This window comes from Marinobacterium lutimaris (assembly GCF_900108065.1).
In the GTDB taxonomy this organism is placed as follows: Bacteria; Pseudomonadota; Gammaproteobacteria; order Pseudomonadales; family Balneatricaceae; genus Marinobacterium_D; species Marinobacterium_D lutimaris.
The window spans coordinates 561,976-587,181 of record NZ_FNVQ01000002.1 but is presented as its reverse complement, the minus strand read 5'-3'; the positions used below and the strand labels follow the sequence as shown (position 1 = coordinate 587,181).

The window sequence follows — 25,206 nt, the reverse complement described above, 5'->3', positions numbered from 1 at the left end:
AATATGTTTAATATCAATTATCCTATAAGTGTGTATTTTAATATTAAATCTCTTAAGTGCCGAGACTTGGTGGGATTTTGAAGAATTTTTTAATTGTTATATACAAGGAAAAGGTTACTGAGTCAAAGACGTTTAAAAGTTTAGTCGCTCAATTAGATAAGAACTGTTGCTTAATAATTAAAGATAACAGCCCGAAAGATTTTGAGCAGGATAGCCTTTATCAGGTACGTTCCTGTATGCCATTCTCTTCTGATGTGAAATTTTACCGTGATGGTGAAAATACATCTCTATCTAAAATTTATAATTTTTTTGGGGATTTTTTACTTAAAGATCAGAAAGATATCTTGGTTATTTTAGACCAAGATACAGTGGTGTCTAATTTCTTTGTTGTAGAGTTAGATTTGGTGCTAGGGCGTGATGTGTTGGCCGTTCCAAAGGTAAAGACTCTGAAGTTAGAGACATTTATATCACCTAGAAGACAAAGTCTTATAGGTTTTATGAATCGAGTAACTATTTACTCATATTGTAACTCTGACCTAGGTCTAAAAAAAGCAGATAATCTTTTCGCTGTTGGTAGTGGTATGGTCATAACAGAACCCGTTTGGAATCTAGGTGTTCGTTTTAACGAGAATCTTGTTTTTTATGGGGTTGATACTGAATACTGCTTGGACTATAGAGGAATTAAAGAAAATTTCTTTTTGTTAGATTCGGTGTTTTTTCATGATATATCAGAGGAATCTATAGAAAGTGAGGATACGCGTAGAAAAAAGATTAAAAGCCATATGGAATATTGGAAATTTCAAATGGTCAGCCGCAAGAATGTTCCAGCTATTATGGCTGATTTTCTAGTGAAGGTTTATGAGATTAGGGTTTATTTTTCTAGGGTTAAGTTTTTAAATAATTTTTTTATCGCTTTAAGAAAATAATATAATATGGAGAATTTTAAAATCACCGTAAGTATTATTATTCCGACATGCTATTCTAGAAATAGCGTTCAAAATTCCGTGGCATCTGTATTGAATCAAAACTATCCTAATCTAGAGGTGATAGTCGTCGATGATAACAACACCGACTGTAGAAATAATCTGCGTCAGTTGTTGGGTAATGATCGCCGTATAAAAATCGTTAGGAACTCAAAAAAACATGGTGCATCGCAAGCTAGAAATTTTGGAGTAAATGTAGCTAGTGGAGAGTTAATAACCTTCTTAGACGATGATGATTGTTTTATGCCCGGGCGGTTAAAATCCATGGTGGAAGTTTTTAATACAGTGGGTAATGATTACTCGTTTATTTCCTCTGGTCGATTTACGGAAACTGGTGATTTTTCTGGAATTGAATTGGTTTGTGATCAAAAGTTTGGCCGCATATCAATGAATGATGTTATTTTTAGTAATAACATTGATATTGGAGTGTTAATAAAAAGAGATTTTTTTGTTGAACTTAAAGGGTTCGATGAAAATCTAAATTCTCTTGAGGATTGGGATCTTTTTATTAGAGCGCTAAAGATAAAAGATGCGTACAAGATAAAACGGTTCGATTATGTGGCTAGTAAAACAGACAGTGATTATCGAGTATCTGCGCGAGAACATAAAGGATACTTTGATATTGCTAAAAAATATGGGAGCCAGTTCGGTAAAAAATGGATTTGTACAATGAATGCTAAGGGTCTACTTTTAAGCGGTCGCCTTAGCTTGGGTGTGGTTTTGTTGTTAAGTTTTAAGTCATGCAGCATTCGGCCGCTTAATGTCTATTTATCTGCTAAGTATCCTCGTACTATTCGGACTTTAAAAAAATATATCTTGTGAATAATTATTAATGGGCTTTGTCAAAAAGACAAATTTATTGATAGCCTGCTTTACAATATAAAAACAGCGGTTAGAGAATGATTGATATAGTTATTGTAAATTGGAATTCAGGCTTACAAATAAAACGGTGCATCCATTCATTAATAATCCATGAACAGGAAGACTTAGCACATATTGTCGTTTTAGATAATGCCTCTACTGATGGTTCTACTACGGCACTTGAAAGTCTGACGAATGTCAAGGTTAGGTATTCTGCTACAAACCTTGGCTTTGGGGCTGCTTGCAACCTAGGCGCAAAGTCAGGAAATTCACCATATATACTGTTTCTTAACCCAGATACACGCTTGGAACGCAACTCTTTATCCGTACCTCTTAAATTTATGGAGCAACCAGAAAACTCCACAGTCGGAGTCTGCGGTATTCAACTGGTCGATGAACAATCTAAAGTAAGCCGTACCTGTGCCCGGCTCCCAACTTTAGGGCGCTTCGTATCGTCGGCCTTGGGGGTGAACAAGTTACCGGGTTTGTCGGGTTCAGGTATCCACATGAGTGATTGGGATCACGACACCTCGCGTGAAGTTGATCATGTTATGGGCGCGTTCTATTTGGTGCGCCGTGAGTTGTTTGAACAGGTAGGCGGATTTGACGAGCGTTTTTTCGTGTACCTGGAGGATGTTGATCTTTCAAAAGTAGTTAAGGATGCAGGGTTTTCTATCTGGTATTTAACGGAGGCTAATGCCTTTCATGCCGGAGGCGGGGCTTCACGTCAGGTAAAAGCACATCGTCTTTTCTACTCGCTTCGTAGTCGATTGCTTTACGCGTTTAAACATTTCCCACAATGGAAGGCCTGGTGCCTATTGGCTGTAACCAATCTTTTGGAGCCTTTAACGCGGACTATCTGGTGTTTGTTACGGCGCGACTTTGCAGGAGTGAAATACACCTGGGCGGCTTATCGTATGCTCTGGCGCTCTATGGGGCATATTCTTCGTGGTGATGGGCGCTATAACCCGTGAAAGTGCTTCTTCTCGCCCGTTATGGTGCCCTTGGCGCAAGCTCTCGTGTGCGCTTTTTGCAGTATCTTCCGTGCTTTCAGGCTCAGGGTATTCAGGTAACGGTTAAACCGTTATTGTCTGATAGTTATCTAAATGCACTGTACAGCGGTGGCTCCAGGTGGCAGGAGGTACTCAAAGGCTATGCAGCACGATTAATCATATTGTTTAGCGCCAAACGCTTCGACGTCGTTGTCATTGAAAAAGAACTTTTTCCCTTCATGCCCGCTCTTTTCGAATCTTTATTGCGGCTCGCCGGCGTTTCCTATGTTGTCGATTATGATGACGCTCTGTTCCATCGGTATGACTGTCACTCGAACCTGTTGGTCAGGCGGTTGTTAGGTAAAAAAATTGACTCGGTAATGCGTAACGCCAGAGTTGTGATTGTTGGGAACAAGTACCTCGCCGCGCGGGCTCAACGAGCGGGTGCAAAGAGAATCGAATTGATTCCTACGGTGATAGACACTAACAGGTATCAACGGCAGCAGCAGAAGTCAGAGATTGAAGTGCCGATTGTCGGTTGGATTGGAACGCCACAGACCAGTCGTTATCTGATGCAGTTGGTGCCGGTATTTGAAATGATAAATAAACAGCTGCCCGTCCGTTTCGTGGCTATTGGGGCTAACCCAGAAGAATTCGAAGGTACTCCTGTAGAAGTCTGGCCCTGGTCAGAAAGCACGGAAGTGGCGTCTATACAGCAATTTGATATAGGCATCATGCCATTAGTCGACTCACCTTGGGAGAGAGGCAAGTGCGGATATAAATTGATTCAGTACATGGCATGCGGTATCCCCGTCGTTGCGTCGCCGGTAGGTGTTAATAGCGAGATTGTTGAACGCGGGCGAAATGGTCAACTAGCTGACTCTTTAGAGGATTGGAAAAGAACGTTGTTTGAAATGCTTCAAAGCGGCTATGAAAGGAGGCAGCAAATGGGAGTGGAAGGAAGAAAAAAGGTAGTAGAGTGGTACTCTATGAAGGCTCAGGCGCCGAGACTGACTGCTATCATTTCCGAGGCTATTCATTAGTCATATTTGCAGCGCATACGGATAACTCGTTTTTATGCTAGATAAAAGTATCGCGGTAGTTGGTCTCGGCTACGTGGGCCTTCCCCTCGCTGTCGAGTTCGGCAAGAAATACCCTACGCTCGGTTTCGATATCAGTCCTTCCCGTCTGGCCGAACTTAGAGAGGGCTATGACAGCACTCTCGAAGTAGAAAACGATGAACTGGCCGCTGCTACTCAGCTGTCGTTCAGCAGCCAGATTGAAGACCTGCGTGCTTGTACCGTTTTTATTGTGACTGTTCCCACGCCGATTAACGAGAACAAACAGCCGGATCTGGGGCCTCTTCTCCGGGCTAGCGAGACCATCGGCAAGGTGCTGAAGAAGGGGGATGTCGTTATTTACGAATCCACCGTCTACCCCGGTGCGACCGAGGAGGATTGCGTGCCGGTGCTGGAGCGGGAATCCGGTCTGCGTTTTAATCAAGACTTCTTCTGCGGTTACAGCCCCGAACGGATCAATCCCGGTGACAAGGATCACCGTGTCACTTCTATCCTGAAAGTGACCTCGGGCTCCACGCCGGAGGTGGCTGAAACAGTGGATCGGCTTTATCGTTCGATTATTACGGCGGGTACCCATAAGGCCAGCTCTATACGGGTGGCCGAGGCCGCCAAGGTGATCGAGAACACCCAGCGTGACGTGAATATTGGCCTTATCAATGAGTTGGCACTGATTTTCAATAAGCTCGGGATCGATACCGAAGAGGTGTTGAAAGCCGCGGGCACCAAGTGGAACTTCCTGCCGTTTCGGCCCGGACTGGTGGGCGGGCACTGCATAGGCGTTGATCCCTACTACCTGACCTATAAGGCGCAGTCCGTTGGCTATCACCCGGAGATTATTCTTGCCGGGCGTCGTTTGAATGACGGTATGGGCGCCTATGTGGCCAGTCAGCTGGTTAAAACAATGCTTAAAAAGCGGATCCATGTTACCGGGGCGCGGGTGCTGGTGATGGGACTTGCCTTCAAGGAGAACTGCCCGGATCTGCGTAATACCCGGGTGGTGGATATTATCCATGAACTTGAGGATTACGGCGTAGAGGTTGATTGCTATGACCCCTGGGTTAAGGCTGCCGAAGCCAAGGGCGAATATGGCATCAAGCCGGTGGAGTCTCTCGTCGACGGTACCTACGATGCGATTATCCTGGCCGTTGCCCACAAACAGTTTGTTGAGATGAGCGCCGAAGCGTTGCATGCGCTGGGTAAGCCGAAGCATGTTGTGTACGATCTTAAATATATCCAGCCGGCTGAAGCCTGTGATCTTCGCCTGTAATTCAATGTGCCCAGTATTGGCATACGGGCGGAGACAGTAATGACGGCCTATCAGAAACTGTTGCAGGCCTTGCCTGAAGCGCCAAAAACCTGGCTGGTAACCGGAGTTGCCGGGTTTATCGGCTCTAATCTGCTGGAACATCTGTTGAAGCTGGATCAGCGGGTGGTGGGGCTTGATAACTTTGCCACCGGTTTCCGCCACAATCTGGTAGAAGTCCAGAAGCTGGTTACTGATGAACAGTGGGCCAGGTTCACTTTTATCGAGGGCGATATCCGTCTTCTGGAGGATTGCCAGCAGGCCTGCGCCGGGGTCGATTATGTGTTGCAGCAGGCGGCGCTCGGCTCTGTGCCGCGCTCAATCAATGACCCTATCGCCACCAATGCCACCAATATCAGCGGCTTTCTGAACATGTTGGTCGCAGCGAAAGAGGCGGGTGTGAAGAGCTTCACCTATGCCGCCAGCAGCTCTACCTATGGTGATCACCCGGCACTGCCCAAGGTGGAAGAGAATATCGGCAAGCCGCTTTCACCCTATGCGGTGACCAAGTATGTCAATGAGCTGTACGCGGATGTGTTTGCCAAAACCTATGGCTTTAACACCATCGGCCTGCGTTATTTCAATGTGTTTGGTAAGCGCCAGAACCCGAATGGGGCCTATGCCGCGGTTATACCTAAATGGACCTCATCCATGATTCATGGCGGTGAGGTGTATATAAACGGCGATGGCGAAACCAGCCGCGATTTCTGTTTTATCGAAAACGCGGTGCAGGCGAACCTGTTGGCGGCAACGGCTCCCGATAGCGCTAAAAACGAGGTCTACAACGTAGCGGTCGGTGACAGAACTACGCTGAATGATCTTTATCAGGCGCTACGATCCGCCCTGGCTGAGAACGGCAGAGGCTATGAATTGAACCCGGTTTATAGAGAGTTCCGCGCCGGTGATGTTCGCCACTCACTGGCAGATATCGGTAAGGCGTCTGAGAAGCTGGGCTATGCGCCCGAGTACCGGATTTTGGATGGGATCAGTAAAGCGATGCCCTGGTATATAGAGCATGTGGGATAGGGCGGTTTGAGCTCAGGATCAAAAGTTGTCCTTTTTGTCGTCAACGCACCGGAGTTCTTTTTATCCCACCGCCTGCCGTTGGCTATCGCTGCTCGGGAGCAGGGATTCGAGGTGCATGTGGCCACGGCCGAGGGCCTCGGTGTTGAGGGCATTCTGGTTCAGGGTTTTGTGCACCATGTGCTGCCCTTCGCCAGAAGCGGGCAAAATCCATTCAACGAATTTAATACGCTGGTGCAACTGATCCGCCTGTTCCACCGGATTAAGCCGGATCTGGTGCATCTGATTACAATTAAGCCCGTACTCTACGGTGGTATAGCCGCACGGATAACGGGTATCCAGTCGGTCGTGGCGGCTATTTCGGGGCTTGGGACGGTATTTATCGCATCTTCTATTCCAGCCCGGCTGCGACGTTGGTTGGTCATTCGTTTGTATCGCGCTGCGTTAAAGCAGAAGCGGTTGGCGGTTATTTTTCAGAACCCGGATGATCGGGATGCACTCTTATCCCTGAATGCGTTACGGCCACATCAGGCGCGAATGATCCGTGGCTCAGGTGTTGCGCTGCTAGATTATCCCTTCCTGCCGGAACCGGACGGAAAGCCAGTAGTAGTGATGGCAGCACGTTTGCTCAGGGATAAGGGCGTAGTGGAATTTGTAGAGGCCGCCCGGTTGTTGCAGCAGCGGGGTTTGCCGGTGGATATGCGTTTAATCGGCTCGCCTGATCCGGGTAATCCTACAACGGTGAGCCGGCAGGAACTGGATCGGTGGGCTGCAGCAAAGTTGGTTAGGTTGTCGGGTTATCGTGATGATATTGCGGAACAGTATGCAGCTGCCAATATTGTCTGCTTGCCATCTTATCGAGAGGGGCTACCTAAGAGCCTGGTTGAAGCTGCAGCCTGCGGTCGTGCTGTGGTCACTACCGACGTACCCGGTTGCAGGGATGCGATTACCCCTGCTGAAACGGGGCTTCTGGTGCCGGTAAAGGATGCCGTGGCGCTGGCCGATACGATTCAATCACTGATTGAACAGCCAGAGCGGCGCCGGCAAATGGGCCTGGCTGGCAGGGCTCTGGCGGAACGGGCTTATGCGATTGAGATGATCGTTGCGCAGCACATGAATATCTATCGGGAGCTGCTCGATCGATGAAGGAACGCCTTCACGTTCTGGTAACGGGTGCGAGTGGATTCCTGGGCCAGGCGTTGCTACAACAGTTGGTTGGCCATAGTGAGTTTCAGGTTCAGGCCGTTCAGCGCTCGGCCCAGCGTAACGACGCTGTCCCTTTGCATATTGTACCGGTGCATATCGTTGGTGATTTTGGCGCTGCCCCCGATTTTTCTGGCACACTCTGTGGCCAGCAGGTGGTTATCCACACCGCCGCCCGCGCCCAAATCATGAACGATCAACTGGCCGACCCGCTGGCGGAGTATCGGCGCGTTAATGTGGATGGCACGCTTAATCTTGCCCGGCAGGCGGCCTGGGCGGGGGTAAAGCGCTTTATCTTTATCAGTTCGATCAAGGTGAACGGTGAGCAAACTTCTCAAGTCAAGCCGTTCACCGCTGAGGATCTTCCTTCCCCACAAGACCCTTATGGACAATCGAAACTGGAGGCCGAGCAGGGGCTTCAGCAGTTAGCCGCCGAAACAGGAATGGAGCTGGTGATTATCCGGCCACCTCTCGTGTATGGGCCCGGAGTCAAAGGTAATTTCGCCAGTCTGATCCGGTTGGTGCGCAAGGGGAGGCCTTTGCCTCTAGGAGCTATTCATAACCAGCGCTCTCTGGTGGCGTTGGATAATCTGGTGGATCTGATCATCACCTGTATTGATCATCCCGCTGCTGCGAACCAGATATTTCTTGCCGGCGATGGTGAGGATCTCTCCACAACCGATCTGCTTCGGAGGCTCTCCCGCGCGATGAGCCGGCAGCTGTGGATTCTTCCGGTTCCAGCATTCCTGCTTCGCCTCGGTGCGGCCTTGTTGGGCAAGCAGGCGATGGCGGATCGGTTACTGGGCTCTCTGCGGGTGGATATTTCAAAAGCTCGAGAACTTCTAGGGTGGGAGCCACCGATCACTGTGGAGGAAGGACTGCGTCGGTGTTTTGATGAACAGGTAAATGACATTGTTCGCGGCGACGGCGCCGCTCCTACGGGGAGACCTGAGTGATACGTGCTTTTGATGTTGTCTTTGCGCTATTGGGATTGATCGTTGGTTTCCCGGTATTGGTATTGATAGGGTTGATTGGGCTGTTCGATACCGGCGCGCCGTTATTCCGCCAGGTACGTGTAGGGCGCCATCAAAAGCCGTTCACCCTGGTGAAGTTTCGCACCATGAAAAAGGGTACGGCATCGGTTGCAACTCATCTCGCGGACGGTTCATCAATTACGTCGTTTGGGCGCTTCCTGCGTAAAACAAAACTTGATGAGCTACCTCAGCTGTGGAATGTACTTAGAGGTGAAATGAGTCTGGTAGGGCCTCGTCCAGGGTTGTTTAACCAGACGGAGCTTACCGATGCGCGGGAAAAGCAAGGGGTATTTAGAGTGCGCCCCGGTATTACCGGGTTGGCCCAGGTGAACGAGATTGATATGTCGACCCCCGAGCTGCTTGCAGAGGTTGATCGACGGATGATCGATTCAATGAGCCTGAAAAATTACTTTCGCTATATTCTCTTGACCCTTCAAGGCAAGGGGAGTGGTGACCGGGTTAAGAGCTGACTGCAATTCGGAGAGCCCCCATGGATCAATTCAACCTGCCGACGCGCTCCCTTCATCACCGGGTCATGACACTTAACCGGGGCGCTAAAAAGCTGATTATGCTGCTGGCGGATCTGGTAGCGCTGCCGTTGGCATTATGGTCTGCCTATGCACTGCGTCTTGCGGATTGGTGGCCGGTGGAGTTCCTGGCTCCGGGCTGGTGGCTGTTTCTTTTTACTCCGGTGTTGGGAGTTATCATTTTTATACGCCTTGGGCTGTATCGTGCCGTGGTTCACTTCATGGGTGCCCAGGCTATAAGTGCCGTGGCCAAGGGGGTTGTTCTGCTGGCCGTCGGGATGTGGGCGGCGGCTTATCTGTCGCATATTGCTCAGTTTCCTCGATCCGTTCCTGTTATTTTCGCCTTGGTGGCGTTGGTTTACGTTGGCGGTAGCCGTTTGTTGGTGAGGAATTACTACCATGCGTTGCGCTCCCGCTATGTGAATAAATCACCGGTACTGATTTACGGAGCGGGCCATTCAGGTGTGCAATTGGCTGGCTCGCTGAGCTCTGGGGCAGAGTTTGAAGCAGTAGGCTTTCTTGATGACGATAAGTCACTGTCGAAGGGCAACGTGGCAGGGATGCCGGTTTATTCGCCTGCGGTATTGGGCAAGCTGATTGAAGAGCTGAAGGTCTCCCATGTGTTGTTGGCACTGCCATCGGTCAGTATTAAACAGCGGCGCCGGATACTTGAAAAACTGGCCGAGTATCCGATCCGGGTTAAGACGGTACCGTCGATGATGGAGATTATCGCCGGTACGTCGATGGACGCACTGCGCGATGTGGATCCGGAAGATCTTCTTGGTCGTGATGCGGTACCGCCCATGCCAGGGCTGATCGCGGGCAGTATCCGCGGAAAGTCGGTATTGGTGAGCGGTGCGGGTGGTTCCATAGGTTCGGAAATTTGCCGTCAGGTTTTGGCGAATCAGCCCAAGGCGTTGGTGCTTTACGAGGTCAGTGAGTATGCACTTTACACGATTGAACAGGAGTTGAGCTCTTTCCTCACCGATCAGGGGCTGAAGATACCGCTGTACCCGGTATTGGGTTCAGTTGTCGATGGCGCTCGTGTTGCCAACACCTTGAGTCATTTCGGCGTTAATACGATATACCACGCGGCAGCCTATAAGCACGTGCCGCTGGTCGAGCATAACGTGCTGGAAGGTTTGCGCAACAATGTTCTAGGCACTCGGGTGCTGGCCCAGAAGGCGCTGGGAGCAGGGGTTGAGCGGTTTGTGTTGGTTTCCACCGACAAGGCGGTTCGTCCTACCAATGTCATGGGTGCCACCAAGCGGATGGCGGAGCTGGTGTTGCAGGATATGGCAGCGTCTAACCCAAAAACGACCTTTTCTATGGTGCGCTTCGGAAACGTCTTGGGGTCTTCTGGCTCAGTAGTCCCGCTTTTCAGGCGCCAGATTGAAACAGGTGGGCCAGTTACTGTTACGCATCCAGAGATCACGCGCTTTTTCATGACAATCCCTGAGGCCGCATCGCTGGTCATTCAGGCGGGAACTCTCGCTCAGGGCGGCGAAATCTTCGTCCTCGATATGGGGAAATCGGTACGCATAGTGGATCTCGCGCGTCGTATGATTAAGCTGATGGGGCATGAGATTCGCAACGCCGACACTCCGGGCGGTGATATCGAAATTGTCTTCTCTGGATTGAGACCAGGAGAAAAGCTCTACGAAGAGCTCCTGATAGGTGAGGATGTAGTAGGTACTGAGCATCCCAAGATCATGCGTGCACAGGAGGAAAGGCTTACCTCTGATAAGTTGGCGGATTTAGTGCAGTCGATGGAACAGGCGCTGGCTGAGGGTAGCAGTGAGGATGCTCGAGCGTTATTGCAGCAGGGGGTGAGCGGATTTAAACCCTCATCCCCGATGGTGGACTGGCTGTATACCGAGCGGTCAGTCAGTGAGTTGAGACATTGAGTCTCGGGTCTGCCAGGCTCTGATTTAATAGCTCAGCGACAGTGAAAGTAACTCACCGAGGTCACGCTATCCGCTGAAGAGATTCCTCAGTCAGCGCTCTTCTCTCTACGGTTAATAATTGCCATGCGCAGCAGCGCGGTGACGATACCGGCCATTCCACCCAGAACAACCGAGAGAGCCAGGATAAATAGCTTCTTGGGCTTGATCGGTTTGTCGTTTGGCTGTGCCTGCAGATCAACGATGGCGGGTTTAATATTTTGACCATCCACAGCGAGCTTCTCAAGCAGGTTCAGGTTTCGCTCAAGGCGACTCAGCTCTGGAATAAACACTTCGTTTTTACGGCGTTCACCGATCGCGGCGATCTCGGCCTCCAGTGCTTTGGAGCCGAGTCGATAAAGTCTGCGGATCTCATCGACCATCATGTCGCTGCGGCCCTCTATTACAGAATCGGTACGTAGCGGTTCAGTTAGATTGAGCGCCCGTGCTATACCGAGAGCCTCGTTGAGTTTACTCAGCTCGGTATCGATCTGAGACTGGTAGCTCACCCTGCTGTTCTTTATTTCCTGCTTCAGGTTATCGATGTGGGTTTGTATCTCTTCCTTCAGATCTGCTGCGAGTTTGTTGCTAGACAGTTCGGCGGCCAGGCTGACGAATTCGTTTGTCCATTCTGCAGCCTTTTGGGGCGAGTCTGTCGCTAAGCTTACGCTGGCAGTTTTGTTGTCTTTACCGGTGTTGATGCTGATCGCTTCGTTGAAAAGATGCCAGGCCAGGATGCTGTCTTTGCCGGCCTTTGTAAGGAAGTATTGCTTAACCTCCGGTTGTTCAAAGAATGCTTTCCGAGCGTCGTTAGACTGCAGTGTCAGAAGGAAAGAACTGAACACCGTTTCGGTAGTGTAATTGGATCCGGAGCTATCGATGTTCTTTAGCTTTTCCAGCTCATCAATGTCTTTAGTGGAAGGTGGAATAAGCTGAGAGGTTGCAAGGTAAGTCGGTGTGGTAAAAAACGCGTAACAGCCGCCGACCACTGTGAATAGCAGCGTCACCAGCATGATTAGCAGCTTTTGTTTCCAGAGACCTTCGATCAGATCTAACAGATCAATTTCATCGTCGCAATTAGCGGGACTTACGGGGTGTCTGTCGGCGGGTGACTGCATCGATATTCCCTTATGATCGTCTGGCATTCTGGAATACAGATTACACCGGATTTGGACAAGGGATAAGAGGAAAAAACAGTCGTTTTATGCGGGTATTTGAGGCTAAGGGGAGGTGGTGGGCCCAGCAGGACTTGAACCTGCGACCAATGGATTATGAGTCCACTGCTCTGACCAACTGAGCTATAGGCCCGAAACGAGAGCGCCAATGATACCGGTGAGGTGAGTAGGGCGCAATATGTTGAATTAAAAGGAAAGGCGGGTAGTCAGCAGCCTGCAAAAGATAAGGGGCATCGCTTCAAATTGAAGAAGTGATGCCCCTTTTATTTTACTCGTCGAGGAAGCTGCGTAGGTGATCGGAGCGGCTCGGGTGGCGCAGTTTGCGCAGGGCCTTGGCTTCGATCTGACGGATACGCTCACGGGTAACGTCGAACTGTTTACCCACCTCTTCAAGAGTGTGGTCGGTGTTCATGTCGATACCGAAGCGCATACGCAGGACTTTCGCTTCTCGGGCAGTAAGGCCGGAGAGAACGTCCTTGGTGGCTTCACGCAGGCCTTCGCCGGTAGCGGTATCCACCGGGGAGTGCAGCGTGGTGTCTTCGATAAAATCACCCAGGCTCGAGTCTTCGTCGTCACCGATCGGCGTTTCCATGGAGATCGGCTCTTTGGCGATCTTCAGGACCTTGCGGATCTTGTCTTCCGGCATTTCCATGCGCTCAGCCAGTTCTTCCGGCAGCGGCTCGCGACCCATCTCCTGCAGCATCTGACGGGAGATACGGTTGAGCTTGTTGATCGTTTCGATCATGTGTACCGGAATACGGATGGTGCGCGCCTGGTCAGCGATAGAGCGGGTGATCGCCTGACGAATCCACCAGGTGGCGTAAGTTGAGAACTTGTAACCACGACGGTATTCGAACTTATCCACCGCCTTCATCAGACCGATGTTGCCTTCCTGGATCAGGTCCAGGAACTGCAGACCGCGGTTGGTGTACTTCTTGGCGATAGAGATAACCAGGCGCAGGTTGGCCTCGACCATCTCTTTCTTGGCGCGGCGGGCACGGGCTTCACCGATCGACATGCGACGGTTGACCTCTTTGATCTCCGCCAGGGAGATACCCACTTCCTCTTCGATCTGGATCAGGCGACGCTGGGCGCGCTTGAGATCGTTGACGTGATCTTCGATGTACGGTGCGTAACCAGCGCCAGAGGCGATCAGATCGTCAGCCCAGGTCGGGTTGGTTTCGTTGCCCGGGAACTTCTGAATGAATTCACGGCGCGGCATACGTGCACGCTGGGTGCAGATACGCATGATGGAGCGTTCCTGGGCACGGATACGGTCGATGTAATCGCGTACACGGGTTACCAGTGCATCGTAGAAGCGCGGGGAAAGCTTGATCGGCGCGAATACTGTGCCCAGTGCTTCCTGTGCCTCGCTGAGTTCTTTTACATCGTCACCCAGGCGGGCGGCGTGGAAACGCTCAACGGCTTCCTGAATGGCACCGAAACGCAGACGAGCTTCCTCAGGATCCGGACCGCGCTCTTTTTCGTCGCTATCGTCTTCCTTCTTGGAATCGCCGTCTTCATCTTCATCGTCGTCATCATCGCTGTCATCGGACTCATCATCGTCCATGTCATCGATGGGGGCGTCGGTCTCTTCTGCTGGTGCGTCAGAATCCGGGTCGATGTAACCGCTGAAGATATCGCTCAGGCGGCCTTCTTCCTGCAACACAGTGTTGTAGGCTTCAAGAATAGTGTCGACGCTGCCAGGGAACTGCGCCAGTGCCATCATCACTTCGCGGATACCTTCTTCGATCCGCTTGGCGATATCGATCTCGCCTTCACGGGTCAGCAGTTCGACGGTACCCATTTCGCGCATGTACATACGGACAGGATCGGTGGTGCGGCCAGCGTCTGATTCGACGGCGGCAAGTGCGGCGACAGCTTCGTCATCCGCATCGTCTCCGGAATCGCCACCGGTGAGCAGCAGGTCTTCCGCATCCGGCGCTTCTTCAGACACGGAGATGCCCATGTCATTGATCATGCGGATAATGTCTTCGACCTGATCCGGATCTGCGATATCCTGCGGCAGATGGTCGTTCACCTCAGCATAGGTGAGGTAACCCTGTTCTTTACCGCGAGCGATCAGCTCTTTTAAACGTGACTGCTGCTGTTGGGAGTTATCCGACATAGAACCCCTGTCTGAAGAGTAAATGCTGAAGGTGTGACTGATGGCAGTGTGGAATCAAGCGCGACATTATAGCGTTTTTGCGCCTCTGTGGCCAGTTTGTATGCAAGAAGAGTTTGCGGCTGCCGTCAGGTATTGGCTAACGAACAGTTAAAGAATAGAACAAAATTTCTGCTTTGCTGGCGCATTACGGAAACGCAGATTTGTACTGCTTTGATCCACCGGGTCTGTGCCTCAGGGCAGGTCCCCGGCCTAATCTTTATGTGGGGCCTGGGCCGGCGAAATCAAGAGCGGCAGAGGATGCCGTTGGCGGTCAGGTTTTTACGTGACTGCTTGAGGTTCGCGTTGTGCCGCGTTTCGCCTGCCTTGTTTTCTGAACCCTCAGGCTGGCCGGGTGCGGCTGAGCAGTAGCGATTGCAGTTGTTGTTTCTCTTCTGTGGTCAGCGGCGCCTGACGCTGTTTTTTCATTAGCTCGTCGATACGTGCTTCGCTGTGGCGTCCCAGCAGGCGCTGCATGGTTTCACTCAGCAACTGGCTGGGGTCGATGTTGCCCAGCACCGGCTCCATATGAGCAATCTCGTTCAGCAGCATCAGGTAGGCCTGGCGCTGAGGGTTTTCCTGCCAGTCCACCACCAGGGTGCCAAGTGACGCGCCCGGCGTCTGTTGCAGATATTCCAGCAGCTCGATCAGCAGCTCAACGTTTGGTTCCTGCAGCCCCTTAAGAACAGCGGCCTCTGACTGGCCGGGAGCAAGCTCTGGGTGGTGCAACAGAATCGAGATGGCGCTGCTGACCAGGTTGATCTTCACCGAACGGTCAGAGCCGCCGGTGCGAGGGCGGCTTCGCTGTGTCGGTGCGGCAGGGGCGCTCTCTTGATAGCCGGGTGCTTCGTCGTGGTAATCCGGGTAATCTGTGGGAATATAGTCCTGCTCGTCCGCCATCGGCGGCATATCATCATAGCCCTGGATCTCGCGCGGGGCTGGGCGTGGTTTCGGCTCGCTGCGCGTTGCCGGCTCGGTGGCCCGGTGCAGGTCGATGACGCTATTAAGCTGTTCCAGCGACAGGCCGGTGATCTCGCAGATTCGGTCCATCATCATCTGCTGCAGCAGGCTTGGCTGCATCGACTGAATCAGCGGCAATGCCTGGTTACTGAAGCGGGCGCGGCCGTCCATGCTGGACAGGTCTGCGTCTTCCGCCAGTGCCTTGAAGAAAAATTCGCTCAGTGGCAGTGCTTCGCTGACGCGCTGGGTGAAGGCGGCTTCGCCTTCCTGGCGCACCAGCGTATCCGGGTCTTCGCCGTCAGGCAGGAACAGAAAACGAGCCTGCTGGCCATCTTTGATGACGGGCAGGGTGGTATCGAGAGCACGCTTGGCTGCCTTGCGTCCGGCGTTATCGCCGTCAAAGCAGAAGATCACCTCAGGTACGATCTTGAACAGTCGCTCCAGGTGATGTTCCGTCGTCGCGGTGCCAAGGGTAGCCACAGACCAGGTGATGCCGTGCTGGCTTAGGCTGACCACGTCCATATAGCCTTCGACGATCAGCAGTTGGTTCAGGTCCCGCGTCATCTGGCGCGCTTCGTACAGGCCGTAAAGCTCGCGGCCCTTATGGAAGGTGTCGGTTTCCGGGGAGTTCAGATACTTGGGTTTGTCATCGCCCAGCACTCGGCCGCCAAAACCGATGGTACGGCCACGCGCATCGCGGATTGGAAACATGATGCGGTCGCGGAAGCGGTCGTAATAGCGTCCGCGTTCTTCGTTGTGGATCAGCAGGCCGGCACGTTCGAGCTGGCTTTGCGCATTTTCCAAAGATGACAGATGGCTGAACAGGTTATCCCATCCGGGCGGTGCGTAACCGATCTGGAAACGGGCGGCGATCTGTCCGGTGAGGCCACGGTTTTTGAGATAGCTGACCGCTTTCTCGCGCAGTTCGCTGGTGCGCAGTTGCTGCTGGTAGAAGCTGTTGGCCTGTTCCAGTACCGAAAACTGGCTCTTGATCTGTTTCTCGCGGGCGATATCGGCGGGGCGGTCATTTTCCCGCGGCACTTCCATACCGGCCAGGCGTGCGAGTTCTTCCACCGCTTCGGGAAAGCTGAGTCGGTCATGTTCCATGACAAAGCCGAGGGCGTTACCGCCGGCGCCACAGCCAAAACAGTAATAGAACTGCTTATCGGGGCTTACGGAAAATGACGGGGATTTTTCCTTGTGGAAGGGGCAGAGCGCGGAGTAGTTTTTGCCGGCGCGTTTGAGCTTGATGCGGCTGTCGACTACGTCAACGATGTTAACGCGCGCAAGCAGGTCATCAATGAAATATTGGGGGATTCGCCCGGCCATAAAACCTCGCTGTCTTCTGGCAGCGAGAGCTTAGCGTCAGAGCTTCGCTTTTACCAGTTTGGATACCTGGCCCATATCGGCACGGCCCTGGAGTTTGGGCTTGATAACGCCCATCACTTTACCCATGTCGGCCATTGAGGCGGCGCCGGTTTCGGCAATCGCCTGATCCAGGATCTCGTTAATTTCACTATCACTGAGAGGCTGCGGCAGGAAAGTTTTAATCACCTCCAACTCCTGCTGCTCCTTGTCCGCCAGTTCCGGGCGCTCAGCCGCCAGGTACTGGGCAATCGAATCGCGGCGCTGCTTGACCATTTTGTCCAGCACCTGCAGTACCCGTTCGTCGTCGAGTTCGATGCGTTCATCAACCTCGATGCGTTTGATATCGGACAGAATCAGGCGAACCGTGCCGAGGCGGGCCTTGTCTTTGGCACGCATGGCGTCTTTCATCGCTGCGGTAATTTGCGCTTTGAGATCAGACATTGCGGTTTCCTGTGTTCGAAGGTCGGGTATCGATTACAAGTAGTTTGCTATTTCAGCAGATCGATCAGTACAGGCGAACGCGACGAGCGTTTTCGCGAGATACTTTCTTGGCGTGACGCTTAACAGCAGCAGCTGCAGCACGCTTACGCTGAGTGGTGGGCTTTTCGTAAGCTTCACGACGACGGACTTCAGCCAGGATGCCGGCTTTTTCGCAAGAACGCTTGAAACGACGCAGAGCTACGTCAAACGGCTCGTTATCTTTAACTTTAACGCTAGGCATGATTAATCACCTTTAAGCTATGGGTTTTGGGTTTGGCTTACCCTCATCGCAAGGCCCAAAGGCTGCGCGTAGAGAATAAGGCCGCAAATTGTAGTCAGGCTGGCTGTCCCTGTAAAGAGATGGGATAATTCCTCGCCAATGAATTTCCCAACGGCGCTGCCGTCCTTGGTAGGAGGCGCGCCCTCGCGCCGATTGGGTTTGGCACGGCGGATATTGAAGTCTCTGCGGGTGATCGCGACGGGGGCGTCGCTCCTACCAGGGAAACGGCCCCAATGCTTATCGTTGCAGGTGGCGCGCCTTCGCGCCGATTGGTTATAGCGCCTGATGACTTCAGGTCGCGACGTTGATCGAAAATCGACTGAAAACAGTTATTGGAAAGGCGAGAGAATGCGAGTACTGGGGATAGAAACCTCCTGTGATGAAACCGGTGTTGCGCTGTATGACAGTGAAAAAGGTCTACTGGGCGATGCGCTTTATTCACAGGTGGCGATGCATGCTGAATACGGTGGCGTGGTGCCTGAACTGGCATCCCGCGATCACGTCCGCAAGCTGATCCCGCTGATTCGCGAGGTGATGACCGAAGCTGGACTGGGCCTTACCGATATAGATGCCATCGCTTACACAGCGGGCCCGGGTCTGATCGGCGCACTGATGGTGGGTGCATCCACTGGCCGCGCGCTGGCACTGTCCCTCGGCGTTCCAGCCGTATCTGTTCATCATATGGAAGGCCATCTGCTGGCACCGATGCTGGAAGAAACACCACCGGAGTTTCCCTTCGTGGCGTTGCTGGTTTCCGGTGGTCATACCCAGCTGGTGCAGGTCGAAGGGATCGGCCGCTACACTCTTCTGGGGGAGTCCCTGGATGATGCCGCTGGCGAAGCGTTCGATAAGGCTGCGAAAATGCTGGGCCTGGATTATCCCGGTGGCCCGCTGGTTGCCAAGCTGGCTCAGCAGGGCGACCGCAGCCGCTTTACCTTCCCGCGTCCTATGACAGACCGTCCGGGTCTGGATTTCAGCTTTTCTGGTTTGAAGACCTTTACCCTCAATACTACCAACGCGAACCGGGATGGAGCTGGAAACATCGACGACCAGACCCGCGCCGATATCGCAGCCGCGTTTGAAGAAGCGGTGGTGGATACCCTGGCGATCAAGTGTCGCCGCGCCATTCAGCAAACCGGTTACCGTCAGCTGGTGATCGCCGGTGGTGTCAGCGCCAACGCCCGCCTGCGTGAAAAGCTCGAGGCGGTGATGAAAAAAGAGCGCGCCCAGCTGTTTTATGCCCGGCCGAAATTCTGTACCGATAACGGTGCGATGATCGCCTACGCCGGTTGCCAGCGTCTGCTGGCGGGTCAGGAGAGCGATCTGACCATTCTTGCCCGCCCACGCTGGCCGATGGATACCCTGCCGGCGATCTGATCGCCAGGGTCGCATTAGCCGTTAAAGGTGTCGCGGGTGCCCGGGTGTGTTACCGCAGCGTTGACTAATATAAGAGTCACTAGACATAGCGGCGGTTAATCGCGACGGGGTCGCCGCTCCTACCATGACCCCTGCGCTGATAGCGATGTTAAAGCTTGGGTTCGTGGTGACTGATCAGGTTGCGGATATTGCGGGCATGACGGCCGATCAGTAACAGTGAAATCAGCGTCAGAGTGCCGAGCATCTCGGGCCGCAGGAACCAGGCATAAAGCGGTGTCAGTATCGCCGTCATGACCGAGGCCAGTGAAGAGATGCGGGTGGTCAGGAAGATCAGCAGCCAGCTGGTCACCTGGCCCAGCGCCAGGGCTGGGCTGAGTACCAGGCAGCCCCCGAGCGTTGTGGCCACACCCTTGCCGCCTTCACGGATCGCGAAAACCGGGTAGAGGTGGCCCACGACGGCGGCTAGCGCACACAGCGCAAGATGAGTCGCCTCGAGTTCGGCGAGGATGCCTGCGCCCACGGCGGCAGCGCCTTTGCCGATATCACCAAGTAGCGTCAGTACGGCGGCAAACGGGCTGCCGATACGCAGAACATTGGTGGCGCCGGGGTTGCGCGAGCCTTGTTGACGGGGGTCGGCGATGCCCATAGAGTTGCACACCAACACGGCCGTGGGGATGGAACCTAAGAGGTAACCCAGCCCGACGAGCAGTGTAGCTGTCGATGTCAGGGGTTCTGGCATCCCACAGAATTCTCCAGGTTAAAAGATGGACAAAGTTTACATTCGTGGCTTAGAGGTGCAAACGGTCATCGGTATCTATGACTGGGAACGCAGGGCGCCTCAGAAGCTGGTGATCGATCTAGAGATGGCTTGGAGTATCGCGGAAGCGGCGGCCAGTGACAATATAGAGGCCGCACTGAACTACAAGAGCGTCTCTCAGCGGATCATCGCCCATGTCGAGGCGAGCCGCTGTTTACTGATCGAGACGCTGGCAGAGCAGATCGCAACACTGATCCGCAGCGAGTTCTCCGTGCCCTGGTTGCGGCTGGAGCTGAGCAAGCCCGGAGCGGTGGGCGAAGCCCAGAGTGTAGGCGTTAAAATCGAGCGGGGCGAAGCTGTCTGATGACCAGTGTGCTGCTCGGGCTTGGCAGTAACCAGAACCGCCACGCCAACCTGTCCGATGCCCTGGATGCCCTGGTCGAGGCCTTTGGTTCTATCCGTGTATCCCGCGTGTTTGAGAGTGAAGCGGTGGGCTGCACCGGCGACAACTATTTCAATCTCGCGGTGGCTATCGACACCGACTGGCCGCTGGCTGAGTTATCCACCTGGCTTAAATGTCTGGAAGACAGTTTTGGTCGTATCCGTCGTGGCAAGCCGGTGGAGCAGCCGCTGGATATCGATATTCTTACCTATGGCGAACAGGTGGGGCACTTCGATAAGGTTCAACTGCCGCGCGCAGAGATCCTGCGTAACGCCTTTGTGCTTTGGCCACTGGCTGAGCTGGTGCCCGAAGTTGCACACCCGGTAGAAAAGCAGACCTTCGCTGAACTCTGGCACTCCTATGACAGTGCGCAGAAGCTCTGGCCTATTCACTTTGAGTGGCAGGGCCGGACAATCTCCTCGCCCGATAACGCCAGCCGCGGAGCCGTAGCGGGCTGATATCTTAATCAGCCCTGCCTGACCCTGCCGATCTGCCTTCAGCGCAGATCGCCAACTGACGTTTTTCAATCTCCTCGCCCAGCGCCTTACCCGAAAAGCCTTCGGCCATCAGCTGGCGCGGTTCTACTGCACTCATTCTTTCCAGCAGCGTTTCTATCCCCTCGGCTATGCCGCCAGTCTCTGTCTGAACCAATGCAGCCACGCAGGGGCGCATCAGCTCGAGGCGTTCCGGCCGGCGTAGCAGGTCCAGCTGTTTTACCAGTTTCAGTTTCCGCTCGGCGGCCAGCTCGGAGAAGGTGGCTAGGTCCTGATGAAACTGTCGCAGCTGCAGTGCCAGGTCGCGGAATCGGTTAGGGGATCTGACTCTGACGCAGAGCTCCCGGATCTGTTCCAGGGCGGCGGCGTTATCCAATGAAGCAGTGGCCAGGTTGGTCAGCAAGGCAAACTGCTGCTCCGCATTGCCACCGTTTTTGGCCAATTGACCGCAGGCCTTTTCCGCGGCTTCGTTATCCAGCTGGCAGAACTCCGGCAGCAGGCGTTCACAGGCGCTCACTACGTTCAGGCTGTGGATAAACACCAGCGGTGACCGGGTGCCCAGGGCGCGCTCGAACTCCTGCCACACACGCTCGGGCGTAAGATAGTCGAGCTCGTCGCTAGCACTGATCTCGCGCATCAGCGCCAGGGTTTCATCGGCGATACGGAAATTGAGATCAGCGAAACGGGCGGCGAAGCGCGCCACGCGCAATACACGCAGTGGGTCTTCACGAAAGGCGGGGGAGACGTGGCGCAGCACGCGGGCTTCTAAATCCTGCTGTCCACCGTAGGGATCGATCAGCTGGCCGTCACTGTCCTGGGCGATGGCGTTGATGGTCAGGTCTCGGCGGCGCAGATCTTCTTCCAGGCTTACGTCCGGGCTGGCGAAAAATTCGAAGCCGGTATAACCCTTGCCGGACTTACGCTCGGTGCGCGCCAGGGCGTACTCCTCGGCGGTTTTCGGATGCAGAAATACCGGGAAGTCCTTGCCCACCGGCTTGTAGCCGGCCTTGATCATCTCTTCAGGGGTGGCGCCGACCACAACCCAGTCGTGGTCCTTGACCTTAAGGCCGAGCAGGCGGTCGCGCACGGCGCCGCCCACCAGGTAAATCTGCATGATCAGTTCTCGCAGCGGTCGGGGAAACTCTGCTGCCAGGCTTCAAAGCCGCCGTCGAGGCTGTAAACCTCATCAAAGCCCTGGTGAACCAGGAAGCCGGCGGCGGACTGGCTGCTGATACCGTGGTAGCAGCAGACGATCAGTGGCTTTTCCATATCGGCGCTGGCCATAAAGTCCTGCAGGTTGTCATTGCTCAGGTTGAAAGAGCCGTTGATATGGCGCGCGGCGTAGCTCTGTCCATCGCGGATATCGACCACGGACGCGCCCTGGTCGATCAGCTCGGCCGCCTGTTGGGTTGAGATGCAGCGGTATTGGTCCATGGTTGGGTCTCCAGTACTTCAGTGAGCATTAATAGCTAGTGAGCATTAATTATTAGCGTGCGTTAACTGTCGGTGCGTATTGATTAACTAGCAAAGTCGAGATGCCCGGCACAGCCGCAGGAAAACAGCTCGCCATCTTCCAGCCGCAGGGCGGTCAGCGCTCCGCCCCAGACACAGCCGGTATCCAGCGCGATGGTATCGCGCCTGCCGGTTTCCCCCAGGGCGGCCCAGTGCCCGAACAGTTGGGTGCGCTTGATCGGCTTGCTGCGTTCCACTTCATACCATGGATGGTAGCCCTCCGGCTGGGTTTCAAGGCCACCATTGGCGCTGAAATCCAGTTTTCCCTTGGGGCTGACAAAGCGCATCCGTGTCAGGTAGTTGGTAATCAGGCGCAGCCGGTCCCAGCCCTTTACCGAGTCCCGCCAATGATCCGGCTGGTTGCCGTACATATGGCGAAAATACTCTTCGGCGAGCGTGCCTTGCAGAACCTGCTCCACCTCGCCGGCAAATTCTCGCGCCTGCTTCAGTGTCCAGATGGGCGGGATGCCGGCATGGGTGATCACGTAACCGAGGGCCTTGTCATCGATCAGCAGCGGCTGATGCCGCAGCCAGTGCATAAGCTCTTCGCGATCAGGTGCTTCCAGAACAGGCACCAGGGTGTCTTTGCGTTTGCCGCTGGCCATGCCGTAATGCACGGCGAGCAGGTGCAGGTCATGATTGCCGAGCACCGTGCGGGCGCGTAGCCCCAACGATTTGACGAAACGCAGAACCTCCAGCGACTTGGGGCCGCGGTTAACGAGATCGCCGGCAAACCAGAGCTGGTCCTGGTCGCTGAAACCGATCCTGTCTAACAGTGCCATCAATTCGTCGTAGCAGCCCTGAATATCGCCGATCGCGTATGTAGCCATGCACTCCTGCCGTCTGTTCCGGTAAAACGAATCCGATATCATACCGGATCAGGCCCCCGGGCCACATCCGCCCGTTAAACACTGGTTTGATCGCAAGTCGAGGTATCTTTGGAAAACGCCGTTTCTTTTCCGCCGAGCTGGCGCGCCGATGCGCGCGTGTTAATTCTCGGCTCAATGCCGGGGCAGGTATCGCTGCAGGAGCAGCGCTACTACGCGCACTCACGCAATGCGTTCTGGCCGATCCTGGCGGAGCTATGCGGCTTCTCACCGGAGCTTACCTATGCCGAGCGCTTGCTGGCGCTCAATGAATCAGGTGTAGCGCTTTGGGATGTGATCGGGAGTTGCCACAGGCCGGGGAGTCTTGATAGCCGTATCGCGGCGGAGTCGGTGCAGCCTAACGACCTGCCAGGACTGGTCTCGCAACTGCCAGAGCTGCGTCTGATTGCCTGCAATGGCGGCACGGCCTACCGGTTATTTACTCGTCATTTTGGTTCTTTAGTGGGCGCTGAGCGCCCGGATGGACCCGCTGTGCTGCAGTTACCTTCCACCAGCCCTGCCTATGCGGCGATGAGTTTTGATCTTAAGCGTGAGCGCTGGCGCGCCATTCTCGAGTATCTGGCAAAAAGAGACAGCTAAATTAGGTATTGATCTACGGCATGGCTTCTTTGTTGCAATAAAGATACATAAAGCCAGAGGTATCTTGTCGGCTTTACTACATTCTTAAGCTCTATTGCTGCAGGGGTAGCCATCGTGAAGCAAAACTTGCCGGTGACTCAGGTCGAGGAAGCCTTTCCCGCTTCTTCAAACATACTGTCCACCACGGATCTCAGGGGACAGATCACCTACGTCAATGATGACTTTGTAAGCATTAGTGGGTTCTCCAGAGAGGAACTGATCGGCAGCAGCCACAACATGGTACGCCATCCCGATATGCCGCCAGCTGCTTTCGGCGATCTTTGGAGCCGGGTGAAAAGCGGCCGCTCCTGGATGGGGGTGGTGAAAAACCGCTGTAGCAACGGTAACCACTACTGGGTGGATGCCTATGTCACGCCGATCGAGCGTAATGGCGAAATCGCCGAGTATCAGTCGGTCAGGCGTAAGCCGGATCAGCAGGCGGTCGACCGTGCCGAAGCGCTCTACGCCAAGCTGAGTGCAGGCAAGGTGCCTAGTTGTCTGAAAGGGCGTGGACTCTCCTACAGGATGCGTTTGCAGCTTTGCGTGGTGCTGCCGCTGCTATTGGCGGCGCTGATCGGTGGATTTCTCGGCGTATCTGATGATGCATTTATGCTGCTCGGCGGCGCAGGGGTTGCGGCGGTGATCTCGCTGCTTTTCGCGTTCAGGCCATTGGCGGCATTGACCGAGAGGGCGAAAAACCTGGTGAGTGATCCGGTGGCCCAGTGCATCTACACCGGGCGCATGGATGAGGTTGGTCAGCTGCAACTGGCGATGAAAATGCTCGAGTCGGAAACGGCGGGGCTGATCGGACGGATTTCCGATACTTCCGGGGCGCTCACCGCGGGAGTGTCAGGCTTGAGTGCGGCGGTTAAGCAGTCCCAGGCCGGGGTACGGCGCCAGTTCTCGGAAACAGATCAGGTCTCTTCTGCCGTCAACGAGATGACCGAAAGTATCCAGAGCGTGGCGCGTAGTGCCCAGGGTACATCCGAGGCCGCTGCCCGGGGACTCGAAGAGGTGGGCGAAGGCAAGGCCGAAGTGGACGCCTGTGCCTCGGCAATCCGCCAGATGAAAACCGAAATTGGCCGTGCCGCTGAGGTGATCCGGGAGGTGGAGCTCAGCAGCCGCAATATCTCCGGCATTCTCGATGTGATCGTGACCGTGTCCGAGCAGACCAACCTGCTGGCGCTTAATGCCGCTATCGAAGCAGCCCGCGCCGGCGAGTCGGGCCGCGGCTTTGCCGTAGTGGCCGACGAAGTACGTTCACTGGCCACCCGGACCCAGAGTTCCACCGACGAGATCCGTGACATGATCGAGCGTCTGCAACAGGGCGCGCGCAGGGCGGTCGAGGCGATGAACGCAGGTCAGGCGCAGGCGGATCTTTGCGTGGAGCAGAGTGAACTGACCGCTGATTCCCTGGATCGTTTGCTGGAGTCGATCGAGGAGATCTCCGCCATGAGCCTGGAAATCGCCGATGCGGTGGATCAGCAGAGCCGGGTGGCAGAGACCATCAACCGCAGCGTATTCAGCATCCGCGATATGTCGAGAATGAACCTGGAGGCGGTGGAGCAGAGCTCGCAGACCAGCCACCACATGCTCGGTATCGCCACCGGCTTTGGTGAGCTGGCGCAGCAGTTCTGGGCCGGACGCAGTAAAAAAGGCGCCTGACTCCGCAGTGCTGAACCTGGTGCTGAATCTGCTGCGGTAGTACGTATGGTGGTGATGTCGGGCTTGGGGTAGGGTAACT

24 protein-coding genes and 1 tRNA gene are annotated in these 25,206 nt (G+C 54.1%); 15 read left to right on the top strand and 10 right to left on the bottom strand.

Annotation, left to right across the window (positions count from 1 at the left end; translation table 11 throughout):
- Positions 1 to 77: 77 nt before the first annotated feature.
- The 10 genes from C4S72_RS13120 to C4S72_RS13075 all read left to right on the top strand — a co-directional run bounded on the left by C4S72_RS13120 (position 78) and on the right by C4S72_RS13075 (position 10,912).
- Complete coding sequence (locus tag C4S72_RS13120; RefSeq protein ID WP_104003598.1) at positions 78 to 926, top strand: glycosyltransferase family protein; 849 nt, start codon at positions 78 to 80, stop codon at positions 924 to 926.
- Between the two features lie 6 nt (positions 927 to 932).
- The gene (locus tag C4S72_RS13115) at positions 933 to 1,805 is read left to right on the top strand and encodes a glycosyltransferase family 2 protein (protein WP_104003597.1); all 873 of its coding nucleotides are present in this window, start codon (positions 933 to 935) and stop codon (positions 1,803 to 1,805) included.
- A gap of 77 nt (positions 1,806 to 1,882) precedes the next feature.
- Positions 1,883 to 2,818 carry a glycosyltransferase family 2 protein gene (locus tag C4S72_RS13110; protein ID WP_104003596.1) on the top strand — a complete coding sequence of 312 codons (936 nt, stop codon included), beginning with the start codon at positions 1,883 to 1,885 and terminating at the stop codon, positions 2,816 to 2,818.
- Positions 2,815 to 3,879: a glycosyltransferase family 4 protein gene (locus C4S72_RS13105; protein WP_104003595.1), complete on the top strand. Its 1,065-nt coding sequence runs from the start codon at positions 2,815 to 2,817 to the stop codon at positions 3,877 to 3,879. The genes C4S72_RS13110 and C4S72_RS13105 overlap by 4 nt, the downstream gene beginning before the upstream one ends.
- A 34-nt stretch (positions 3,880 to 3,913) precedes the next feature.
- Positions 3,914 to 5,182: a Vi polysaccharide biosynthesis UDP-N-acetylglucosamine C-6 dehydrogenase TviB gene (gene tviB / locus C4S72_RS13100; protein ID WP_104003593.1), complete on the top strand. Its 1,269-nt coding sequence runs from the start codon at positions 3,914 to 3,916 to the stop codon at positions 5,180 to 5,182.
- Between the two features lie 39 nt (positions 5,183 to 5,221).
- A complete protein-coding gene (locus tag C4S72_RS13095) occupies positions 5,222 to 6,244 on the top strand; it encodes an NAD-dependent epimerase/dehydratase family protein (RefSeq protein WP_104003592.1) in 1,023 nt (340 codons plus the stop codon).
- Between the two features lie 6 nt (positions 6,245 to 6,250).
- Positions 6,251 to 7,387 carry a glycosyltransferase family 4 protein gene (locus tag C4S72_RS13090; protein WP_104003590.1) on the top strand — a complete coding sequence of 379 codons (1,137 nt, stop codon included), beginning with the start codon at positions 6,251 to 6,253 and terminating at the stop codon, positions 7,385 to 7,387.
- Positions 7,384 to 8,400, top strand: a complete 1,017-nt coding sequence (locus tag C4S72_RS13085; RefSeq protein WP_104003588.1) for a UDP-glucose 4-epimerase family protein — start codon at positions 7,384 to 7,386, stop codon at positions 8,398 to 8,400. Before C4S72_RS13090 ends, C4S72_RS13085 begins: the two co-directional genes overlap by 4 nt.
- On the top strand, positions 8,397 to 8,948 hold the full coding sequence (locus tag C4S72_RS13080; RefSeq protein ID WP_104003586.1) for a sugar transferase: 552 nt from the start codon (positions 8,397 to 8,399) through the stop codon (positions 8,946 to 8,948). The genes C4S72_RS13085 and C4S72_RS13080 overlap by 4 nt, the downstream gene beginning before the upstream one ends.
- A gap of 20 nt (positions 8,949 to 8,968) precedes the next feature.
- Positions 8,969 to 10,912 (top strand): polysaccharide biosynthesis protein, encoded by a 1,944-nt coding sequence (locus C4S72_RS13075; protein WP_235009141.1) that lies wholly within the window; start codon positions 8,969 to 8,971, stop codon positions 10,910 to 10,912.
- A gap of 86 nt (positions 10,913 to 10,998) precedes the next feature.
- Here C4S72_RS13075 and C4S72_RS13070 read toward each other — a convergent pair whose 3' ends face one another.
- The 6 genes from C4S72_RS13070 to rpsU all read right to left on the bottom strand — a co-directional run bounded on the left by C4S72_RS13070 (position 10,999) and on the right by rpsU (position 17,336).
- Positions 10,999 to 12,066: an LPS O-antigen chain length determinant protein WzzB gene (locus C4S72_RS13070; protein WP_160115517.1), complete on the bottom strand. Its 1,068-nt coding sequence runs from the start codon at positions 12,064 to 12,066 to the stop codon at positions 10,999 to 11,001.
- Positions 12,067 to 12,179: 113 nt separating this feature from the next.
- Positions 12,180 to 12,256 (bottom strand) — tRNA-Ile (locus tag C4S72_RS13065).
- A gap of 135 nt (positions 12,257 to 12,391) precedes the next feature.
- Positions 12,392 to 14,251, bottom strand: coding sequence for an RNA polymerase sigma factor RpoD (rpoD, locus tag C4S72_RS13060; protein WP_104003581.1), 1,860 nt, complete (start codon positions 14,249 to 14,251; stop codon positions 12,392 to 12,394).
- Positions 14,252 to 14,629: 378 nt separating this feature from the next.
- Positions 14,630 to 16,576 carry a DNA primase gene (gene dnaG / locus C4S72_RS13055; protein ID WP_104003580.1) on the bottom strand — a complete coding sequence of 649 codons (1,947 nt, stop codon included), beginning with the start codon at positions 16,574 to 16,576 and terminating at the stop codon, positions 14,630 to 14,632.
- A 36-nt stretch (positions 16,577 to 16,612) separates the two neighbouring features.
- The gene (locus C4S72_RS13050) at positions 16,613 to 17,056 is read right to left on the bottom strand and encodes a GatB/YqeY domain-containing protein (RefSeq protein WP_104003577.1); all 444 of its coding nucleotides are present in this window, start codon (positions 17,054 to 17,056) and stop codon (positions 16,613 to 16,615) included.
- A 64-nt stretch (positions 17,057 to 17,120) separates the two neighbouring features.
- Positions 17,121 to 17,336 (bottom strand): 30S ribosomal protein S21, encoded by a 216-nt coding sequence (rpsU, locus tag C4S72_RS13045; protein WP_104003575.1) that lies wholly within the window; start codon positions 17,334 to 17,336, stop codon positions 17,121 to 17,123.
- Positions 17,337 to 17,723: 387 nt separating this feature from the next.
- On the opposite strand from rpsU, the gene tsaD reads away from it, so the two are divergent.
- Positions 17,724 to 18,752 (top strand): tRNA (adenosine(37)-N6)-threonylcarbamoyltransferase complex transferase subunit TsaD, encoded by a 1,029-nt coding sequence (gene tsaD / locus C4S72_RS13040; protein ID WP_104003573.1) that lies wholly within the window; start codon positions 17,724 to 17,726, stop codon positions 18,750 to 18,752.
- 148 nt (positions 18,753 to 18,900) lie between these two features.
- Here tsaD and plsY read toward each other — a convergent pair whose 3' ends face one another.
- Positions 18,901 to 19,491, bottom strand: a complete 591-nt coding sequence (gene plsY, locus C4S72_RS13035; RefSeq protein WP_104003572.1) for a glycerol-3-phosphate 1-O-acyltransferase PlsY — start codon at positions 19,489 to 19,491, stop codon at positions 18,901 to 18,903.
- Positions 19,492 to 19,516: 25 nt separating this feature from the next.
- On the opposite strand from plsY, the gene folB reads away from it, so the two are divergent.
- On the top strand, positions 19,517 to 19,873 hold the full coding sequence (gene folB / locus C4S72_RS13030) for a dihydroneopterin aldolase (RefSeq protein WP_104003570.1): 357 nt from the start codon (positions 19,517 to 19,519) through the stop codon (positions 19,871 to 19,873).
- Entirely contained in the window at positions 19,873 to 20,409 is a 537-nt protein-coding gene (folK, locus tag C4S72_RS13025; RefSeq protein WP_104003569.1) for a 2-amino-4-hydroxy-6-hydroxymethyldihydropteridine diphosphokinase, read from the top strand. The genes folB and folK overlap by 1 nt, the downstream gene beginning before the upstream one ends.
- A gap of 4 nt (positions 20,410 to 20,413) precedes the next feature.
- Here folK and C4S72_RS13020 read toward each other — a convergent pair whose 3' ends face one another.
- The 3 genes from C4S72_RS13020 to C4S72_RS13010 form a co-directional block, all read right to left on the bottom strand.
- Complete coding sequence (locus C4S72_RS13020; protein WP_104003568.1) at positions 20,414 to 21,559, bottom strand: hypothetical protein; 1,146 nt, start codon at positions 21,557 to 21,559, stop codon at positions 20,414 to 20,416.
- A gap of 2 nt (positions 21,560 to 21,561) precedes the next feature.
- Positions 21,562 to 21,879 carry a thiosulfate sulfurtransferase GlpE gene (gene glpE, locus C4S72_RS13015; RefSeq protein WP_104003566.1) on the bottom strand — a complete coding sequence of 106 codons (318 nt, stop codon included), beginning with the start codon at positions 21,877 to 21,879 and terminating at the stop codon, positions 21,562 to 21,564.
- Between the two features lie 83 nt (positions 21,880 to 21,962).
- Entirely contained in the window at positions 21,963 to 22,787 is an 825-nt protein-coding gene (locus C4S72_RS13010) for a symmetrical bis(5'-nucleosyl)-tetraphosphatase (RefSeq protein WP_104003565.1), read from the bottom strand.
- A gap of 108 nt (positions 22,788 to 22,895) precedes the next feature.
- Here C4S72_RS13010 and C4S72_RS13005 point away from each other — a divergent pair, with 108 nt between their 5' ends.
- The gene (locus C4S72_RS13005) at positions 22,896 to 23,423 is read left to right on the top strand and encodes a DNA-deoxyinosine glycosylase (RefSeq protein WP_104003564.1); all 528 of its coding nucleotides are present in this window, start codon (positions 22,896 to 22,898) and stop codon (positions 23,421 to 23,423) included.
- Between the two features lie 114 nt (positions 23,424 to 23,537).
- Positions 23,538 to 25,127 carry a methyl-accepting chemotaxis protein gene (locus C4S72_RS13000; protein WP_104003562.1) on the top strand — a complete coding sequence of 530 codons (1,590 nt, stop codon included), beginning with the start codon at positions 23,538 to 23,540 and terminating at the stop codon, positions 25,125 to 25,127.
- The last annotated feature ends 79 nt before the right edge of the window (positions 25,128 to 25,206 follow it).

Bases quoted from the DNA above. Each gene is read 5' to 3' on its own strand.
- C4S72_RS13075 (WP_235009141.1), top strand. From the start codon at position 8,969: ATGGATCAATTCAACCTGCCGACGCGCTCCCTTCATCACCGGGTCATG.
- rpoD (WP_104003581.1), bottom strand. From the start codon at position 14,251: ATGTCGGATAACTCCCAACAGCAGCAGTCACGTTTAAAAGAGCTGATC.
- tsaD (WP_104003573.1), top strand. From the start codon at position 17,724: ATGCGAGTACTGGGGATAGAAACCTCCTGTGATGAAACCGGTGTTGCG.
- tviB (WP_104003593.1), top strand. From the start codon at position 3,914: ATGCTAGATAAAAGTATCGCGGTAGTTGGTCTCGGCTACGTGGGCCTT.
- C4S72_RS13110 (WP_104003596.1), top strand. From the start codon at position 1,883: ATGATTGATATAGTTATTGTAAATTGGAATTCAGGCTTACAAATAAAA.
- C4S72_RS13070 (WP_160115517.1), bottom strand. From the start codon at position 12,066: ATGCAGTCACCCGCCGACAGACACCCCGTAAGTCCCGCTAATTGCGAC.
- C4S72_RS13095 (WP_104003592.1), top strand. From the start codon at position 5,222: ATGACGGCCTATCAGAAACTGTTGCAGGCCTTGCCTGAAGCGCCAAAA.
- plsY (WP_104003572.1), bottom strand. From the start codon at position 19,491: ATGCCAGAACCCCTGACATCGACAGCTACACTGCTCGTCGGGCTGGGT.
- folK (WP_104003569.1), top strand. From the start codon at position 19,873: ATGACCAGTGTGCTGCTCGGGCTTGGCAGTAACCAGAACCGCCACGCC.
- C4S72_RS13085 (WP_104003588.1), top strand. From the start codon at position 7,384: ATGAAGGAACGCCTTCACGTTCTGGTAACGGGTGCGAGTGGATTCCTG.
- C4S72_RS13050 (WP_104003577.1), bottom strand. From the start codon at position 17,056: ATGTCTGATCTCAAAGCGCAAATTACCGCAGCGATGAAAGACGCCATG.
- rpsU (WP_104003575.1), bottom strand. From the start codon at position 17,336: ATGCCTAGCGTTAAAGTTAAAGATAACGAGCCGTTTGACGTAGCTCTG.
- dnaG (WP_104003580.1), bottom strand. From the start codon at position 16,576: ATGGCCGGGCGAATCCCCCAATATTTCATTGATGACCTGCTTGCGCGC.
- folB (WP_104003570.1), top strand. From the start codon at position 19,517: ATGGACAAAGTTTACATTCGTGGCTTAGAGGTGCAAACGGTCATCGGT.
- C4S72_RS13020 (WP_104003568.1), bottom strand. From the start codon at position 21,559: ATGCAGATTTACCTGGTGGGCGGCGCCGTGCGCGACCGCCTGCTCGGC.
- glpE (WP_104003566.1), bottom strand. From the start codon at position 21,879: ATGGACCAATACCGCTGCATCTCAACCCAACAGGCGGCCGAGCTGATC.
- C4S72_RS13010 (WP_104003565.1), bottom strand. From the start codon at position 22,787: ATGGCTACATACGCGATCGGCGATATTCAGGGCTGCTACGACGAATTG.
- C4S72_RS13115 (WP_104003597.1), top strand. From the start codon at position 933: ATGGAGAATTTTAAAATCACCGTAAGTATTATTATTCCGACATGCTAT.